This window comes from Stenotrophomonas geniculata (assembly GCF_034508895.1).
Taxonomy (GTDB): Bacteria; Pseudomonadota; Gammaproteobacteria; order Xanthomonadales; family Xanthomonadaceae; genus Stenotrophomonas; species Stenotrophomonas geniculata.
This window is the reverse complement of sequence record NZ_CP140571.1, coordinates 3,928,273-3,943,748: the sequence shown is the minus strand read 5'-3', so window position 1 is coordinate 3,943,748 and position 15,476 is coordinate 3,928,273. Positions and strand designations below refer to the sequence as shown.

16 protein-coding genes are annotated in these 15,476 nt (G+C 67.8%); 2 read left to right on the top strand and 14 right to left on the bottom strand.

Annotated elements, in window-relative coordinates; translation table 11 throughout:
• Nucleotides 1-32: 32 nt before the first annotated feature.
• From RI032_RS18190 to RI032_RS18125, 14 genes are all read right to left on the bottom strand, one after another.
• A complete protein-coding gene (locus RI032_RS18190) occupies nucleotides 33-1,169 on the bottom strand; it encodes a substrate-binding domain-containing protein (protein ID WP_134958180.1) in 1,137 nt (378 codons plus the stop codon).
• A gap of 503 nt (nucleotides 1,170-1,672) precedes the next feature.
• Nucleotides 1,673-2,872 carry a type II secretion system inner membrane protein GspF gene (gene gspF, locus RI032_RS18185; RefSeq protein ID WP_322547439.1) on the bottom strand — a complete coding sequence of 400 codons (1,200 nt, stop codon included), beginning with the start codon at nucleotides 2,870-2,872 and terminating at the stop codon, nucleotides 1,673-1,675.
• 7 nt (nucleotides 2,873-2,879) lie between these two features.
• The gene (gspE, locus tag RI032_RS18180) at nucleotides 2,880-4,313 is read right to left on the bottom strand and encodes a type II secretion system ATPase GspE (RefSeq protein WP_322547438.1); all 1,434 of its coding nucleotides are present in this window, start codon (nucleotides 4,311-4,313) and stop codon (nucleotides 2,880-2,882) included.
• A complete protein-coding gene (gene gspD / locus RI032_RS18175; RefSeq protein ID WP_322547437.1) occupies nucleotides 4,310-6,691 on the bottom strand; it encodes a type II secretion system secretin GspD in 2,382 nt (793 codons plus the stop codon). The genes gspE and gspD overlap by 4 nt, the downstream gene beginning before the upstream one ends.
• Nucleotides 6,688-7,215 (bottom strand): type II secretion system protein GspM, encoded by a 528-nt coding sequence (gene gspM / locus RI032_RS18170; protein WP_313297243.1) that lies wholly within the window; start codon nucleotides 7,213-7,215, stop codon nucleotides 6,688-6,690. The genes gspD and gspM overlap by 4 nt, the downstream gene beginning before the upstream one ends.
• On the bottom strand, nucleotides 7,212-8,375 hold the full coding sequence (gspL, locus tag RI032_RS18165) for a type II secretion system protein GspL (protein ID WP_322547436.1): 1,164 nt from the start codon (nucleotides 8,373-8,375) through the stop codon (nucleotides 7,212-7,214). The genes gspM and gspL overlap by 4 nt, the downstream gene beginning before the upstream one ends.
• Nucleotides 8,372-9,277 (bottom strand): type II secretion system minor pseudopilin GspK, encoded by a 906-nt coding sequence (gspK, locus tag RI032_RS18160; RefSeq protein ID WP_322547435.1) that lies wholly within the window; start codon nucleotides 9,275-9,277, stop codon nucleotides 8,372-8,374. The genes gspL and gspK overlap by 4 nt, the downstream gene beginning before the upstream one ends.
• Nucleotides 9,278-9,286: 9 nt before the next feature.
• On the bottom strand, nucleotides 9,287-9,724 hold the full coding sequence (gene gspG, locus RI032_RS18155) for a type II secretion system major pseudopilin GspG (RefSeq protein ID WP_313297249.1): 438 nt from the start codon (nucleotides 9,722-9,724) through the stop codon (nucleotides 9,287-9,289).
• Nucleotides 9,725-9,781: 57 nt separating this feature from the next.
• Nucleotides 9,782-10,366: a hypothetical protein gene (locus RI032_RS18150; protein WP_322547434.1), complete on the bottom strand. Its 585-nt coding sequence runs from the start codon at nucleotides 10,364-10,366 to the stop codon at nucleotides 9,782-9,784.
• A gap of 120 nt (nucleotides 10,367-10,486) precedes the next feature.
• Entirely contained in the window at nucleotides 10,487-11,038 is a 552-nt protein-coding gene (locus tag RI032_RS18145) for a hypothetical protein (protein ID WP_313297254.1), read from the bottom strand.
• A gap of 58 nt (nucleotides 11,039-11,096) precedes the next feature.
• Nucleotides 11,097-12,077, bottom strand: a complete 981-nt coding sequence (locus RI032_RS18140) for a FecR family protein (RefSeq protein ID WP_322547433.1) — start codon at nucleotides 12,075-12,077, stop codon at nucleotides 11,097-11,099.
• Nucleotides 12,078-12,146: 69 nt separating this feature from the next.
• Nucleotides 12,147-12,677 carry an RNA polymerase sigma factor gene (locus tag RI032_RS18135; RefSeq protein ID WP_019337777.1) on the bottom strand — a complete coding sequence of 177 codons (531 nt, stop codon included), beginning with the start codon at nucleotides 12,675-12,677 and terminating at the stop codon, nucleotides 12,147-12,149.
• A gap of 16 nt (nucleotides 12,678-12,693) precedes the next feature.
• Nucleotides 12,694-13,374 carry an STN domain-containing protein gene (locus tag RI032_RS18130; protein WP_322547432.1) on the bottom strand — a complete coding sequence of 227 codons (681 nt, stop codon included), beginning with the start codon at nucleotides 13,372-13,374 and terminating at the stop codon, nucleotides 12,694-12,696.
• 455 nt (nucleotides 13,375-13,829) lie between these two features.
• On the bottom strand, nucleotides 13,830-14,294 hold the full coding sequence (locus tag RI032_RS18125) for an Lrp/AsnC family transcriptional regulator (protein ID WP_005413654.1): 465 nt from the start codon (nucleotides 14,292-14,294) through the stop codon (nucleotides 13,830-13,832).
• Nucleotides 14,295-14,421: 127 nt separating this feature from the next.
• On the opposite strand from RI032_RS18125, the gene RI032_RS18120 reads away from it, so the two are divergent.
• Nucleotides 14,422-15,153, top strand: coding sequence for an AzlC family ABC transporter permease (locus RI032_RS18120; protein ID WP_322547431.1), 732 nt, complete (start codon nucleotides 14,422-14,424; stop codon nucleotides 15,151-15,153).
• On the top strand, nucleotides 15,150-15,464 hold the full coding sequence (locus RI032_RS18115; protein WP_065177661.1) for an AzlD family protein: 315 nt from the start codon (nucleotides 15,150-15,152) through the stop codon (nucleotides 15,462-15,464). Before RI032_RS18120 ends, RI032_RS18115 begins: the two co-directional genes overlap by 4 nt.
• Nucleotides 15,465-15,476 lie beyond the last annotated feature (12 nt).

Here is a 15,476-nt window from a genome sequence, read left to right as displayed (position 1 = left end):
TGTTCAGGCCTGGAAATACGGCCTGCGAGCGATTACGGACGGCCGAGGCCGGCGCAGGTGCTCGGGTTGTTCAGACCAGCGGTGCTGCCAGCAACCACGAAGCGGGTACGGATCGCATCGCGCCAGGTGGCGGTCAGCGGGACGAAGCCGTGGGCACGCGAAGCGGCATCGTTGTTGCCGTTGTAGTGGCCCAGCAGGAAGCTGCGCAGCGCGGTGGCCACTGCGGTGGTCTTGTAGCACTGGCCCAGATCGAAGTTGGTGTAGCCCACGATCGGGTAACCGACGGCCGGCGGGTTGGTGAAGACCGGCACCCAGTTGCGCGGATCGTTGGCAGCGGCACCGGTCGGCGGAGCGACGGTGTTCAGGGTCGCCTGCACGCTCGGATCGTTCGGCGAGTAGCCGCGGACCTTGGCGATCTTGGTCGCGTCGTCCAGGTTCGGAACCACGTCCGGGCCGATGTAGCCGATGCCGCCGGTGGTGGCATAGACCTTGTCGTACAGCGGCTGGCTGCCCAGCGCCGACGCGGTCACGAAGTTGGCCGGCAGGGCCGAGAACTGCTTCCAGAATTCCTGGGTGGTGCTGAACTTGCCGCCGATCAGGTTGGTACCGGCAGTGTCAGCGGCCGAGCAGGCGCTGGCCAGGAAGCGGGTCAGCAGTTCGGTGGTGCCGCTCTTCTCGTTGCGGTAGACGACGGTGATCGGGCCCGAACGGCTGCTGTCGACGTCGCTCCAGTTGGTGATCTTGCCCGAGAACACGCCGCACAGCTGGCTGACGCTCAGATCAAGGTTGCCGCCGGCGCTGTTGAACGGGATGGTCACCGAGGTGCCGACCGAAGGAATCTGGATCAGCGGACCGTAGGTCGGGGCGAAGTTGGCGTTGTAGGCGGTGATCTCAGCGTCGGTCAGGACCGAGTCGCTACCGGCGAAATGCACGGTGCCGGTGGTATTGAACAGCTGAGCCTTGTTTTCCAGGAAGGCCTGCTTGCCAGTGCCCGAACCGGTCACTTCATAGCTGAAGGTCGACGGCAGGATGCTGTCCGAGGAACCCTTGTACAGCTTGGCCGGCAGCGAAGCGCCGCCGCCCTGCACGAGCGACTGGGCCGAAGCGGCACCAGCAGTGGCAAGCAGCGCGGTGGCAACCAGCGCGGCCAGGGTCTTGTACTTGTTCATGATCTTCTCCTGAAGGGTTTACTGCGAAGGGAAACACCAAGGGAGGAACGGTCACTACACGCCTGCTGCCGCCGAGGGCCTCCCAGCCCACTCTGCGGCGACGTGTCCATGCTGGTCCGCGCCGATGACAGGCCGCTTAAGAAACCTGTGGAAGATCGAAAAAAGGTGTGGAGGATTGTGTGGAGAATCGGCTGGATGGAATCGACTTGATGGAATCGGCCGGCTAGAGCCGACTGGGTAGAGCCGACTGGGTAGAGCCGACTGTGTAGAGCCGGCTGGGTAGAGTCGACTGTGTAGAGTCGACTGTTAGTCGACTACCCTTCACACGCAGCAGCAGTACGAAGCACGCGCTCTGCGCGCTAGTCGACTAACAGTCGACTCTACCCGTGATGCGCTTTGCGCATCACTGCACCAAGGGGTTGAGGATGTCAGTAGATCCACGCCATGCGTGGATGGATCACCCACCACGCGCGCCGTACGACGTATCCACGCATGGCGTGGATCTACTGCACCAATTGATTCATCTCCATGATCGGCATGAGCACGGCCAGCACGATCGTCAACACCACGCCGCCCATCACCAGGATCATGGTCGGTTCCAGCAACGCGGTCAGCGCCATTGCACGACGCTCGATCTCGCGCGAGATCGTCTGCGCGGCACGATCCAGCAGCGGTGCCAGCGAACCTGTCTTTTCACCACTGGCCACGAGATGCACCAGGATCGGCGGATACACTTTCTGTACTTTCAATGCAGAACCCAACGCAGCGCCTTCGCGTACGCGCGCGGACACATCATCGGCACAGCGCGCCAGCAACGCGTTGCCCAGGGTCTGCCGCGCCGCCTCCAGTGCACGCAACAGCGGCACGCCGGCATCGAGCAGGATTGCCAGCGTCGAGGCGAAACGCGCGCTGTTCACGCCCAGCACGAAGCGCCCGATCATCGGCAGCCGCAGCAGCATCGCGTCCCAGCGCAGGCGCAGCTCGGGCCGGCGCAGCGCCAGTCGCCAGGCCACCACCAGCGCAGTAATGCCCAGCCCCGCCCACACGCCCCAACTGCGCACGAAAGCACTGGCCGCCAGCATCACCTGGGTCAGCATCGGCAGCGTCTGCCGCGCCTGCACGAACGCGGTCACCACCTGCGGCACCACGTAGCTGAGCAGGAAGATCACGATCGCCACCGACACCAGGCTGATCGCCGCCGGATAGATGAAGGCAGTCAGCACCTTGGCCTGCAGCGCATTGCGTTCTTCGATGTAGTCGGCCAGGCGCTCCATCACTCGCGCCAGGTCGCCGGAGTCTTCACCCGCCCCCACCAGTGCCCGATAGATCGGCGGGAAATCGCGCGGCCGCGCGGCGAGTGCCACGGTCAGGCGCTGGCCAGCACGTACATCCGCACGCACGGCAGTAAGCGCCTGCGCCACGTGCGGGCGCTCGGCCTGCTCGATCACCGCACTCAAGGCACCTTCCAACGGCAGGCTGGCGGCCAGCAGGCTGGCCAGCTGGCGCGTGGCCCAGGCCAGCTCACTGGCTGACAACCGGCGAGCACCCCAGCCACTGCCGGCACTGCGCGCCGCACTGACCTGCACAGGCGTCAGCCCACGCCCGCGCAGCAGCTGACGCGCACCGCGCGGGCTGTCGGCGTCCAGCTGGCCTTTCTCGATGCGGCCCTGCGCGTTGGCGGCCTGATAATCGAACAGTGCCATCGTCGTCTCAGTCGTCGCCGGTGACGCGCAGGATCTCTTCCAGCGTGGTCACCCCGCTGTCGACCCAGCGCTGGCCGTCCTGCCGCAACGTGCGCATGCCGGCGCGCCGCGCGGCCTCGCGCAGCGCGGGCTCGCCCTGCCCTTCATGGATCAATGCGCGCACGCGGTCATCGACCACGAACAGTTCGTGGATGCCGGTACGACCCCGATAGCCGCTGTTGGCGCAGGCCGCACAGCCCACCGCGCGCCACATGGTTCGGCCTTCGCCATCCACCTCGGCACGCCGGCACTGCGTGCACAGCCGGCGCACCAGCCGCTGCGCCAGTACGCCGCGCAACGACGAGGCCAGCAGGAACGGCTCCACGCCCATGTCGGCCAGGCGGGTCACCGCCGAGATCGCATCGTTGGTATGCAGCGAGGCGAGCACGCCGTGGCCGGTCAGCGACGACTGCACGGCAATCTGCGCGGTTTCCAGATCGCGGATCTCGCCGATCATGATGGTGTCCGGGTCCTGGCGCAGGATCGCGCGCAGCGCGGTGCCGAAGCTCATGCCGATGCGCGCATTGACCTGGATCTGGCCGATGCCAGCGAAGTCGTACTCCACCGGATCTTCCACGGTGAGGATGTTGCTGGTGCTGCTGTCGAGCTGGCCCAACGCGGCGTACAGCGAGGTGGTCTTGCCGCTGCCGGTCGGCCCGGTCACCAGCACGATGCCATGCGGCTGCCGGATCAATCCGGTGAACGTGGCCAGGGTGTCATCAGCCATGCCCAGGCGCTGCAGCTGGAGACGGCCGGCATCCTTCTCCAGCAGTCGCAGCACGGCGCGCTCGCCATGCCCGGTCGGCACCGTGGAGACACGGATGTCCAACGGACGCCCACCCACGCGGATCGCGATGCGGCCATCCTGCGGCAAGCGCTTCTCGGCAATGTCCAGGTGCGCCATGATCTTGATGCGCGACACCAGCGCTGCATGCAAGGCGCGACGCGGCTGCACCATGTCGCGCAGCGTGCCGTCGACACGGTAACGCACCACCGAATGGGTCTCGAACGGTTCGATATGCAGGTCGCTGGCGCCGTCGCGGGCGGCCTGAGCCAGCAGCGCATTGATCATGCGGATCACCGGTGCATCGTCCTGCGCATCCAGCAGATCGGTGACCTCCGGCATGTCCTGCATCAGCCGGTCCAGATCGACTTCGCTTTCGGCGGCACCCACTACTGCAGCGGCATCGCCGCCGTCACGGTACTGCTCACCCAGCCGCTGCTGCCAGGTCGCCGCATCCAGTGCCTGGAACGGCAGCGGGCCATGCCGGCGGCGCAGTTCGGCCACGGCCCACGCCGCAGTTTCGGCGGTGCCCAGCAACACCGGCTCGCCGCCCGCCTCGGACAGCATCACGCCATGGCTGCGCACCCAGGCGTACGGCAGCGGCGCGGCAGCGCTCACGGCCCGATCACCAGTTCCGGCGTGTAGCCCAGCCCGCGCAGGCGCTGCAGCGCAGGGTCCAGCGTCGCCGGATCGCGTGGCAATCGCACGCGCAGGCGTTGCCCGCTCTCGCCGGGCGTCGCTTCGGCATAGGCCTGCAGGCCCAGTGCCCGCACCTGTGCCACGCCCTTGCTGGCACGCGCCGGGTCCAGCCCCTGCGCGAACTGCACCAGCTGGGCATCGCCGTCACCGGCCGGATACAACGCTGCCAGGCTGGTGTTCTGCAGTGGCTGGCCCTGTCCATCGCGCGCATTGCCCTGGCCGAGCACAGACAGGTCCTGCGGCGGCAGCTGCGGTGCGGACAGCGCCGGCAAGGCCCAGCTCTGTACCGGCTGTGCGCCGGCCTGCGCATTGCGCATGTAGTCGTAGCGGTCACGGGTCAGGCGCTGGCCGGCGGCGGGGTCGCGCACCACGTGCGGGCGCAGGAACACCATCAGATTGGTCTTGGCGCGCTTGCGCGTGTCGCTGCGGAACAAGGCGCCCAGCACCGGGATCTTGCCCAGCCCCGGCACCGCATCACGACCGTGGCTGACGTTGTCCTCCAGCAGGCCACCCAGGACCATGATCTGGCCATCGTCCAGCAGCACGCTGGTATCCAGCGCTCGCTTGTTGGTGATGATGCCGGCGGCACTGTTGGCACTCTGCGCGTCGATGCTGCTGACTTCCTGGTAGATGTCCAGCTTCACCGTGCCGCCCTCGGAAATCTGCGGGCGCACCCGCAGCTTCAGGCCCACGTCCTCGCGCACGATGGTCTGGAACGGGTTGTTGCTGCCGCCACCGCCGTCAGTGACGTAGCGGCCGCTGACGAACGGTACGGTCTGGCCGACCATGATGCTGGCCGCCTCATTGTCCAGCGTCATCAGGTTCGGCGTGGACAGGATGTTGGCGCCGCCCTTGCTCTGCAGCGCGTTGGCCAGCGCTTTCATGTTGAGGATCTGCCCGACACCGGGCAGGTTGATGGTGCCGTCGATCACGCCGATCTTCAGGCCATCCTTGGGCAGCACGTCCAGCGTGGTACGCGCACCGGTATTGAGCCCGCTGCCGCCAGTGGCGCCACCGAAGTGGGTGCCACCAAAGGTGCGGCCATTGCCCACCATCCACTGCACCCCCAGCTCGGCCGCGTCGGTCTGGTTGACCTCCACGATCAGGCTCTCGACCAGCACCTGTGCACGGCGCTGGTCGAGCTGGTCGATCACCCGCCGCAGGTTGCGGTACACCGGCTCCGGCGCCGAGATCAGCAGCGTGTTGGTGGCCACGTCCGCCTGCACCGAGATGCCGTTCTGGCTGAAGCCGGTGCTTCCCGCATCGATCGGGTCGCGGCGGTTCGGGTCGAGCCGCTGTGATTCCAGCGCGTTGCCGCCGGTCTTGGCCTGCTGCGGCTGCGACGGCTGCGCAGGCGTGGAACGGTTGGCGTCGCCAGGCAGCGGCGTGATGCCTTCGTTGCTGCCCATCGCCGGTGCATCGCTCTGGCCGGCCACCACACCGCGCAGCACGCCGGCCAACTGGTTGGCCTGGGCATTGCGCAGATAGACCACATGCAGGTTGCCGGACTCGTCCTGGGCACGATCCAGCTTCTCCACCAACTGCCTCGCCAGGCGCGTGCGACCGGGGCTGCTCGAGCGCAGCAGCACGCTGTTGCTGCGCGGGTCGGCCATTACCACCACCTTCTGGTTGGGCTCGGCGCCCTGCGCATCCAGCAGCGGCGCGACCATCGCAGCGACGTCAACGGCAATGCCCTGTTGCAGCTTCACCACATCGGTGTCCATGCCGGCCGGCGTATCGACGCTGGCGATCACCCGCGCGATGCGCTCCAGATTGTCGGCGTAGTCGGTGATCACCAGGGTGTTGTTGCCCGGATTGGCGGTGATCGGATTGTCCGGGCTGATCATCGGCCGCAGCACCGCCACCAGCGCGGCCGCGTTCTCGTAGCGCAGCGCGAAGGTGCGCGTGGCGACCTCACCGCCGGCACCACCGGTGCCAACGCGTCCTCCCAACAGCTTGGCATCGGCCTGCGGCACCACCCGGCTGACGCCGCCGTTCTCTACCACGGCGAAGCCACGCATGCGCAGTGCGCCCAGCAGCAACTGGTAGGCCTGGGTACGGCTGACCGGGCCATCGGAAACCACTGTCATCTTGCCGGTCACCCGTGGGTCGACCAGGAACTGGCGCCCGGTGAAGCGTGCGGCCATGCGCAGCACGCCACCGATATCGGTATCCACCAGGTTCAACTGCACCGGCTCATCGCGGGCGTCCTGCGCCAGCACCGGCGCCGATGCGTGGGCCATGCACACGATCAAGGCCAGTGCGGTACTGCAGGCAAGGCTGCGCATCGCCCTCATGGATGGGCACCCACGTTGAGCACCATCACGATGTTTCCGGAAATCCGTGCCGCCGGCATGTTCGCATCCCCTGTGCGTGTCAGTTGCAGCTGCTGCAGTTCGATGGCCGGATCGGCCAGCACGGGCAGCAGCCAGTTCCACAGCGCGTCAGCGGGCACCGCCTGCACCTGCAGGTGCCAACGCCCGTCGCGCGCTTCGATATGCAGTCCGTCGGCAAGGCCGGCCGACTTGATTCCATCACGCAACCCGGCCATCGTCGGGCGCTGCCCCTGCGTCTGCTGCTGGCGCTCGCGTGCCTGCAGCAGTGGCGCCAGTACACGCGCCTGTGCCTGCAGCCGCGGCAGCTCGGCCTGCCAGTGCGTGCGCTGCTTCAGCAGCGGCTCCAGCCACAACATCCACAGACCCGCCGCCAGCAGCGCCACCACCATCACCCACAGCATCAGCCGGTCGCGCGGTGGCAGGCGTTGCCAGCGCTGCTGCAGGCCCTCCATTGCCTCGCCCAACCGCAGGGTTCGGATCGTCACTGTCCAGCTCCGCTCACCCGCAGGCTTCCACCGGCTTCGCGCGCCAACTGCAGGCCCTGTGCCTGGACCGCTTGCTGCCAATGCTCAAGCCGCTGCGGATCGTCGGCCAATGCCTGGGCATCGGCATCCAGCTCCATGTCCAGCTGCCCGGGTTGGTAATGCAGGCTGCGCACCTGCCCGGCCAGCTCCGGAACCGCCTGCAGCGTGGCGGCTACCTGACGCTGCAGCGGCGGCAACGGCGGCGCCGGCAGTGGCACGGCCAGTGCTCGCCTTGCCTGCAGCACCGGGTCCACCACGTCGGTGATCTCCGGGAAGCGTGCGCTGAACTGGCGTGCCATGTCCTGTTGCAGGGCCTCGCCCTCACTTCGCCACCGCGAGACCTGCAGCTGCAGACCGAGCGCGGCCAGCAACATCGCCGCCAATGCCAGCCCGATCGCAAGCCGCGGCGCTTTCCGGCCCGCCCCGGGCAGCGGCAATGACCAGCCTGGCAAGGGGCCAGAGGCCTGCCGTTCATGGGGGATGGCGGTGGCCGGCAGGCTGTCCGGCCACGTCGGCGGCACACTATCGATCCACTGCACGGCCTGCATGCCGGCCTGTTGCAGGCGCACTGCCAACGCCTGCATCACCGCACAGGCATCACGTCCGCCATACCATTGAACGAAACCCCGATCGCGCCCGCTGCGTACCAGCAGGTGCTCGCCGCTGACCTGCAGCGTGGCATGGCCGTCCTGCCAGGGCAGCAGCAGCGGCGTCGGATACAGCGCCTGCAGCCGCAGTGCGCACGAAGCCAGCAGCTGCTGCGCCTGCAGGACCGCCTGCTGGCCCAGCCAGGCCACAGGAACCGCGCCGTCCGTCGCCTGCGCACCGTGGGCCAACGCGACCTCCTGCAGGTCATCCAGAAGCATCGCCTCCACCTCACCCTGCAGCGCCGACTGCAGGCGGCGCCCCGACAACGGTGGCAGCTGCAGTTCCAGCAGGATCAGGTCGTTCGGATCGAGGCAGGCGTGCACCGCAGCCTGCGGATGCCGCAGGCCCAGCGCCGCCAGTGTGTCGCGACCGTGAGCCAGCACCTCGCCCTTGTGCAGCTGCGCCCAGTCCACCGCGCTGTCGGCGCGCAGGCGCTCAAGCGCCGGCAGGCGCACCCGAAGCTGCACGTTCATGCGCCGATCCTCGTCCACACGCGTTGCACACGCACGCCATCGTCGCGGTACTCGCGCCAGAGCAGCGCGCGAAAATCAACCGCGCTGCCATCAGCCTGCACCTGGCCGACTGCCAGGAACCACTCGCTATGGATACCCAAGGGAAGCACGGCCATCTGTTCGTTGCTCAGTTGGAGTCGGTTGGCGATGTCGCCGCGATTAAGCAGCCAATGGCCAGCGTCACGCTCACCGAGCAGCGCCTGCAGCCGCGCCGGCTCGACCGCAGGCGTCACCGCCTGCAGAACGCGCAGGTCGCTGGTGTTGGCGTTGACCAGGGTCTGCGCCGGCAGCACCACGGTGCGCCGCGCCAGCGCCTGCAGCGCTACCGGATCGGCACCCAGCAACGCCTGTTCGATCAGTGATTCGCGCGGCAGCGGTGCCTGCGCCTGCATGTCGCCATCGCGCAGGCGCGCCTGGATGTGGTCCGCGGCGGATGTGCAGGCGCCCTGGCCCAGCCCCTGCCCGGCACACAACGCGATGAACGCGCGCCGCGCCTCGGGGTCCGGCCTGCCATGCGCCAGCAGGTTGCGTAGGTTGAACATCGACTGCGCATCGACCAGCTGCAGCTGCACCGGCAACGGCGCCTGCAGCTCCAATGGGCGGGCCCAGCGCCCGCTGCGCACCGTGGTCAGCTGTTCCTTTACATCCTCACGCAGCTGCTGCGCCGCACGCTCCAGCGTTGCATCCACCGCCATACGCACCTGCGCGCGTAGCTGGTCGCCACGCAGCGCACGTAACTGGGCCGACTGCCGGGTCAGCAGTGCCGTGGCAATCACCGCCACCAGCGCCACCACCAGCAGGGCGACGATCACCGCCATGCCACGTTGACGGGCACTTGAAACAGAACGCATCGGGGCTGACATCGGCCTGCCTCACAGCTGCCAGGAGCCGATGTCCGCGTTCCCGGCGTCGCCGCCGGGCTTGCTGTCCGCACCCAGCGAGAACACATCGATGTCGCCGTGGGTGCCAGGTATCTGATACTGGTACGGATGGCCCCACGGGTCATTGGGCAGGCGATCCAGATAGGGCGTGACCGGCATCGCGCCACCGCCCTGCGGGGGCTTCACCAGTGCCTGCAGGCCCTGCTCGGCACTGGGATAGCGACCATTGTCCAGCTTGAACAGCTTCAAGGCCTGCATCAATGCGGCGATGTCCTGGCGCGCCGCCACCACGCGTGCCTGGTCGGGACGGTCCATCAACCGCGGCACGATCAATGCGGCGAGGATGCCGATGATCACCACCACCACCATGATCTCGATCAGGCTGAAACCCTTCTGCCGAGCTTTGCGACCACGAACCTGCCTTGCCATTGTTCCGCCCTCGTCATCCTGGAAGAGACCGCTGCGCCATGGTCAGCGGTGCATGTGTCAGTACGATAAACATCCACCGGCAATTCGCTGCGCGTGTGCCTGTGCAGGCGCAACGCGCGCAGCCGGTGCACATGCAGACTCGAACAGGTCCCGCGGCACGCTGGCCAGCGCATCGTCGATGCAGCCGCGCAGCAATGGGTGCGCACAGGCCTGCAGCAGCCGCACGCACTGCATCGGCGACCACGCCGTTCCATGATCGAGGCCGATGAACATCCGATAGGCCTGGTGATAGCGCAGGTCGTCGTACACGCGCTGGGCACTATTCAGATCGCGCATGACCACCAGCAGGGCCGCGCGTTGCAGCAGCCGCGCATCGCCTGCATCAAGCGGCAGCGGGCTCATGGCCGCTTCGGGCCAGGGCCGCAGCTGCAGATCGATGGCTTTTCGCAGCGCCACCAGTGGGTGCGCACTACCGTCCAGTGCCGCCCAGCGCGCCGCATCTGCCCAGGCGTCACTGGACAGCACCCAGACCCAGGAATGCCCATAGCGCTGCACGTTCAATGGCGTATGCCGTGCCTGCTCCAGTGACTGGCTCAGGTGACGATCCAGCTCCAGCATGCTGATCCTGCGACTGTCTGCCATCGGCGCCGCCCGTGCTCCGCGACGCGTGGTGCGCCGTACTCTGGAGAAGACGTCAGCAAGGCAGGTGAAGCGACAGCGCGCATGCAGCTCTGTGCGCTGCGTGGCGCTTCATCGCCAACGTCATCGCAGCGTCATCTGCCTGCAGGCTTCGCGCTCCAGTCGCGGTGCGTCGCCCCCGCAACGGCGCGCCAGTATCGCCACGTCGCTGCGCGCGGCGAACGCGGCCAGCGCATCGGTCATCTCCGCGTCATCGCACCATGACCCCATCGCAACGCGTAGCGCCGGCAATTGCCAGCTGTCCATCACACCGTGGGTACCCGCCACGAACCAGTGCCACAGCCGATGGTGCAGCACCTGCTCGTGCAGCTGCGCCAGATCGTCAATGCCATGAACCCCCGTCAACAGCAGTGCGCGCGCGAGGGCCGCAGGTGACAACGCACCGGCTTCAGACAGGGGAAGCGCCTGCTGCTGCAGGCGCAGCAGCATCGCCAGCGGGTGCGACTGCGGATCGAAATCCAGCAGCACCGCCTGTCGCTGCCACTGCGCATCGGACACCACGCACACCCATGGCGAGCCATAGCGATGCACCATCAACGGCCGTCGCTGTGTGGTTTCCAGCAACGCCGACAGATTGCGACGCAGATCCAGCACACCGATGGTCTCGTTGCGCATCCTTGGCTTCTCCTTGCTTGCAACAGCCCTGCGCGGTGCGCACGGCCAGCGTCTTCATCTATCCAAGGACGGCAATGCCACCCGGAAAGCGACGCAGATCCAGCGACATCGTCAGTCGCAGCTGCTCAAGCGCCGCGTCCGGATCATCGATGCGGAAGCGACCGCTGACCGGTGCGCGCGCCAACGCCGATTCGCCCAGCAGTACCTTGCCGCGGCGGTAACGGTTGATCTCCTCCACCACCTCGCGCAGCGGTGCGCGGCGGAACACCAGCATGCCCTCGGTCCAGGCACTCACTTCCGACGCCACGGCCTCGGCCACCACGCCACTGAGGCGCTCGTCGTACTGGGTCTGCTGGCCCGCCTGCAGCTGCAGCCGGCCCTGCGGATGCTCGATGCGGGCACTGCCCTGCAGGCAGGTCACCCGCACCTGACCCTGCGTGTTGCGTACGTCCAGGCGCACCGCTCCCTCATCGGCAATCACACAGCCCGGGCCCGCGAACAACGCCAGGCGCAGGCCGGCCCGGGTCTCGATCGCGGCCTGGCCCTGCACCAGCTCGAAGCCTTCGCCCTGCGCGCCCGCGCGGCGGCGCAGGCTGCTCTGCGTATCCAGTTCGATCTTCAGCTGCGGCGAGGGCGCGATCTGCAGTCGCTCACCGGTGCCGGTGTGGAAATCGGCCGCCATCGCCGTCACCGAGGGCCATAATCCCAGCGGCGGACGGATCGCCGCCACCACCACCAGACTGGCCGGCGCGGCAATCGCCGCGCCCAGGAAGGCACGCCGGCTCCAGCGCTGGGCCGGCGACGGCGCGACCGGTTGGCGCGCGGCGGCGGGCAGCTGCTCGCCGGCCAGCCGCACCTGCTCCCACTGCCGGCGCGCACGTCCGAACGCTTCACGATGACGCGGGTCGGCCTCGCACCACGCGCGGAACCGGCGCCCGTCGGCGGCGGTCGCCTCGCCCGAGGTCAGCCGCACCACCCACGCGTGGGACTGACGCTCAACGGCATCCAACGGGCGTTGCGGGCGATCGTCAGGATCCATGGGGGCTCATGCCGGACCCGCACGCTGCGGGGTTCTGCTCGGCGTCAAAGTGTAGACGGATGCCGTCGCTCAGAACCGCACCTGGCGCCCCTGCCCGCTGCGCTCGGCCAGGTAGTCCTGGGCCGCCTTCAGCTCACGCTGCACCAGCCGCAGCGACACACCGAGGTGGTCGGCCACGTCGCGCTGCTGCAGGCCATCGACGCGGATTGCCAGCAGGATGCGGCGACGGCGCTCGGGCATGCGCTGCAGCAGGCCGACCATGTCTTCCAGCGCGAAGTCCAGCTCGGCCGCCTGCGCTGGACCAGGTGCAGGGTCGGCCATGTCCATCAGCGTATCCACCTCCTCCAGGCTCAGCAGGCGGTGGTCAGCACGTTGGCGGTCGATCACGGTGTTCATCGCCATGCGCAGCAGGTAGGCCGCGGGGTTCTGCACGGCATCCAGGCGGTCACGCCGCGCACTCAGGCGCATCCAGGTGTCCTGCAGCGCGTCCCCGGCCAGCTCCTCCGATCCCAGCTTGCGCACCAACCGCCGTTTCAGCTCGTCGTAGGCACCCAGAAGGTGGTCCATCAGGTCAACTGCCCCAGCCGTACCGTTGCTCATGTTCGAATCCTTGAAGTCATGGAAGGGGCGCGCGCCCGCCACAGTCGTGGTCGGTGCCGGAAGGACGGATCTGCAGCGTCACCGGCTGTGGCAGCGCGGCGGTCTCGGTCGCCAGCACCAGGCCCTGCATTGCCTGCAGCAGGTGAGCATCGCGGTGATCGCTGCCACTGCCGGACAGCAGCTCGGGCTCGCTCACCTTGCCCGCGCCGTCGATGCGGAAGCGCAGCGTCGCGGCATAGCGGCCGGGCGCGATCTCGGGGTCGTCGCAGAACGCCGCGCGCAGCCTCTGTTGCAGGCCGCCATAACGACGCCGACGTTCGGCCTCGGGAAGTTCGGCACCAACACCGGGTTCGGCGGCCGAGGGCATGCCCCGACGCAGCACCACGCGCTGCTCGCCGATCACCTCGGCCTCGACGCCGGAGTCCTGCAGCAGCGCCTGCAGGGCGGGCAGCGGCGGCAGGCTGGCGCGCAGCGCATGGCTGCTGCGACCCGCGGCAAGATCGCCCGGGTACATCACCGACCACCCGCTGATGACGCTGAAGCGCTCGACCGCCTGTTCCAGCGGCTGCGCAGGGATGTCGTAGGCATGAACACCGTCCTGCGCGGCGGCGGCAAAGGACAGCAGCAGCCATGCGGCGATGGCCACCTTCCAAGTTCTGACCGCATGGTGTCCATTCAGCCCCCTGACGTAGAACACATGACCCTCGGCAGCGACAGCAGCTGCAGTGGACGCGCACCACGACCGGAACCCCGGCCCGCGCGCGACCCGCAAGCGGGCTCAAAACGTACCGGTGCCAGATGTCATTGCGATGACCGCCGCCACGGCTGACGCCGAGGCAGGCTCCGTGGAGCCAGTCATGCATCAGGAATCAATGAACCGAGCAGACAGGTTCATCTGCGCACGGGATCCGACCCCGACAGATCGCGGAAGCTGTCAGGCGGCGGGGCGGTATGGCCAGGCAGGACCGTTGGCGCCATGGATGGCGCCATCGAGCCCCCAAGGAAGGGTTCACGGCGTGTCCTGCCTGGCCATACCGCCCCGCCGCCCCACGGAGAATCGCTGTTGCTGTTGCTGTTGCGCCTGAGGTTGCCGGCCAGCGGCCGGCACTACCCGCGGGTGCCGGGTGCAACCCGGCCGCAACCACCCATCCCTCAAAGCGGCAGCTGGGTCGTCTGCTTGATCCGCTGCATCGGAATCTCGGTCTTGGTGTTCTGCACCCCGGCAATCCGGTTCAGGTGCTGCATCTGGAACTGCCGGTAGGCATCAAGGTCCGCCACCGCCACCCGCAGCAGGAAATCGCAGTCGCCCGCCATCAGATGGCATTCAAGCACTTCCGGGAAAGACTTGATGCTGTTGATGAAGTGGTTGGTGGTGTCCTCGTCCTGCCCGCGCAGCCAGACCCGCACGAACACCGTGAAGCCACGGCCCACCTTGGCCTCATTCAGCAGGGCAACGTAGCGGTCGATGTAGCCGCCCTCCTCCAGCAGCCGTACCCGCCGCAGGCAGGCCGACGGCGACAGCCCGACCAGCCGGGCCAGCTCCAGGTTCTGCAGGCGGCCGTCGCGCTGCAGGGCGTCGAGGATGCGCCGATCGAGGTTGTCGAGTTGATACTGCATGCAATTTCGCCCTGGACGCCTTCAGCCGCATGAGATTTCAATCATCCAGAATCCAGTGGCATCAACGCAGCCCGATTTCGCGATTGGACCGCTAGCATGGGCCACCCCCACCTCGTTGTGCCGCTCCATGGACGCCCGTACCACCCTCCCCCTGCCCAACACCTGCGATACCGCCCCGCGTGCCGAATTCCTGCGCGGCCTGCGTGCCGCCGTGCCGGTGATGATCGGCTTCATTCCGTTCGCCCTGGTGCTCGGCGCGCAGGCGGCCCAGAAAGGCCTGAGCGCACTGGAAGTGCCACTGATGACCGGCCTCAACTTCGCTGGCGGCTCGGAGTTCGCCGCCGTCGAACTGTGGACCTCGCCGCCGCATATCGCACTGATCGTGGCGATCACCGCGCTGGTCAACAGCCGCCACCTGCTGATGGGCGCCAGCCTGGCCCCGCTGCTGCAGCATCTGCCGCGCCGCCGGGTGCTGCCGGCGCTGTTTTTCATGTGCGACGAAAGCTGGGCGATGGGGGTTGCCGATGCGCGCCGCCGTGCGCTCGGCTTCAGCCTGGCCTATTACCTGGGCGTTTCGGCAGGGCTGTACACGGTCTGGGTGGCCTGCACGGCACTGGGCGCGATCGTCGGCCCGATGTTGGGCGACATCCATGCCTACGGTTTCGACATGGCCTTCCCTGCGGTATTCCTGGTGCTGCTGCGCGGCATGTGGCAGGGCATGAAGGCAGCACGGCCGTGGCTGGTCAGCCTGATCGTGGCCGCCGCCACCTACCTGCTGATCCCGGGCGCGTGGTACGTGGCCAGCGGCGCACTGGCCGGCCTGGCCGCAGCCTGGCTGCTCGCGGAGGACGCAGCATGATCTTCAATGGCTTGATCCACTGGACTTCAGTACTGACCATCGTGCTGATGGCCGCCGCCACCTACCTGACCCGCATTGTCGGTTTCCTCGCGCTGCGCAACCGCACACTGAGCAAACGCGCAGTGACGGTGATGGAAGCCGCGCCGGGCTGCGTGCTGATCTCGGTGATCGCCCCGGACTTCGTCGCCGACAAGCCGGCCGACCTGGCCGCACTGGCGATCACCTTGCTGGCCGCCACGCGGCTGTCGATGCTGCCGACGGTGCTGATCGGCGTCACCTCGGCCGGACTGCTGCGCTATCTGATGGGCTGACTGCGTGGTGCG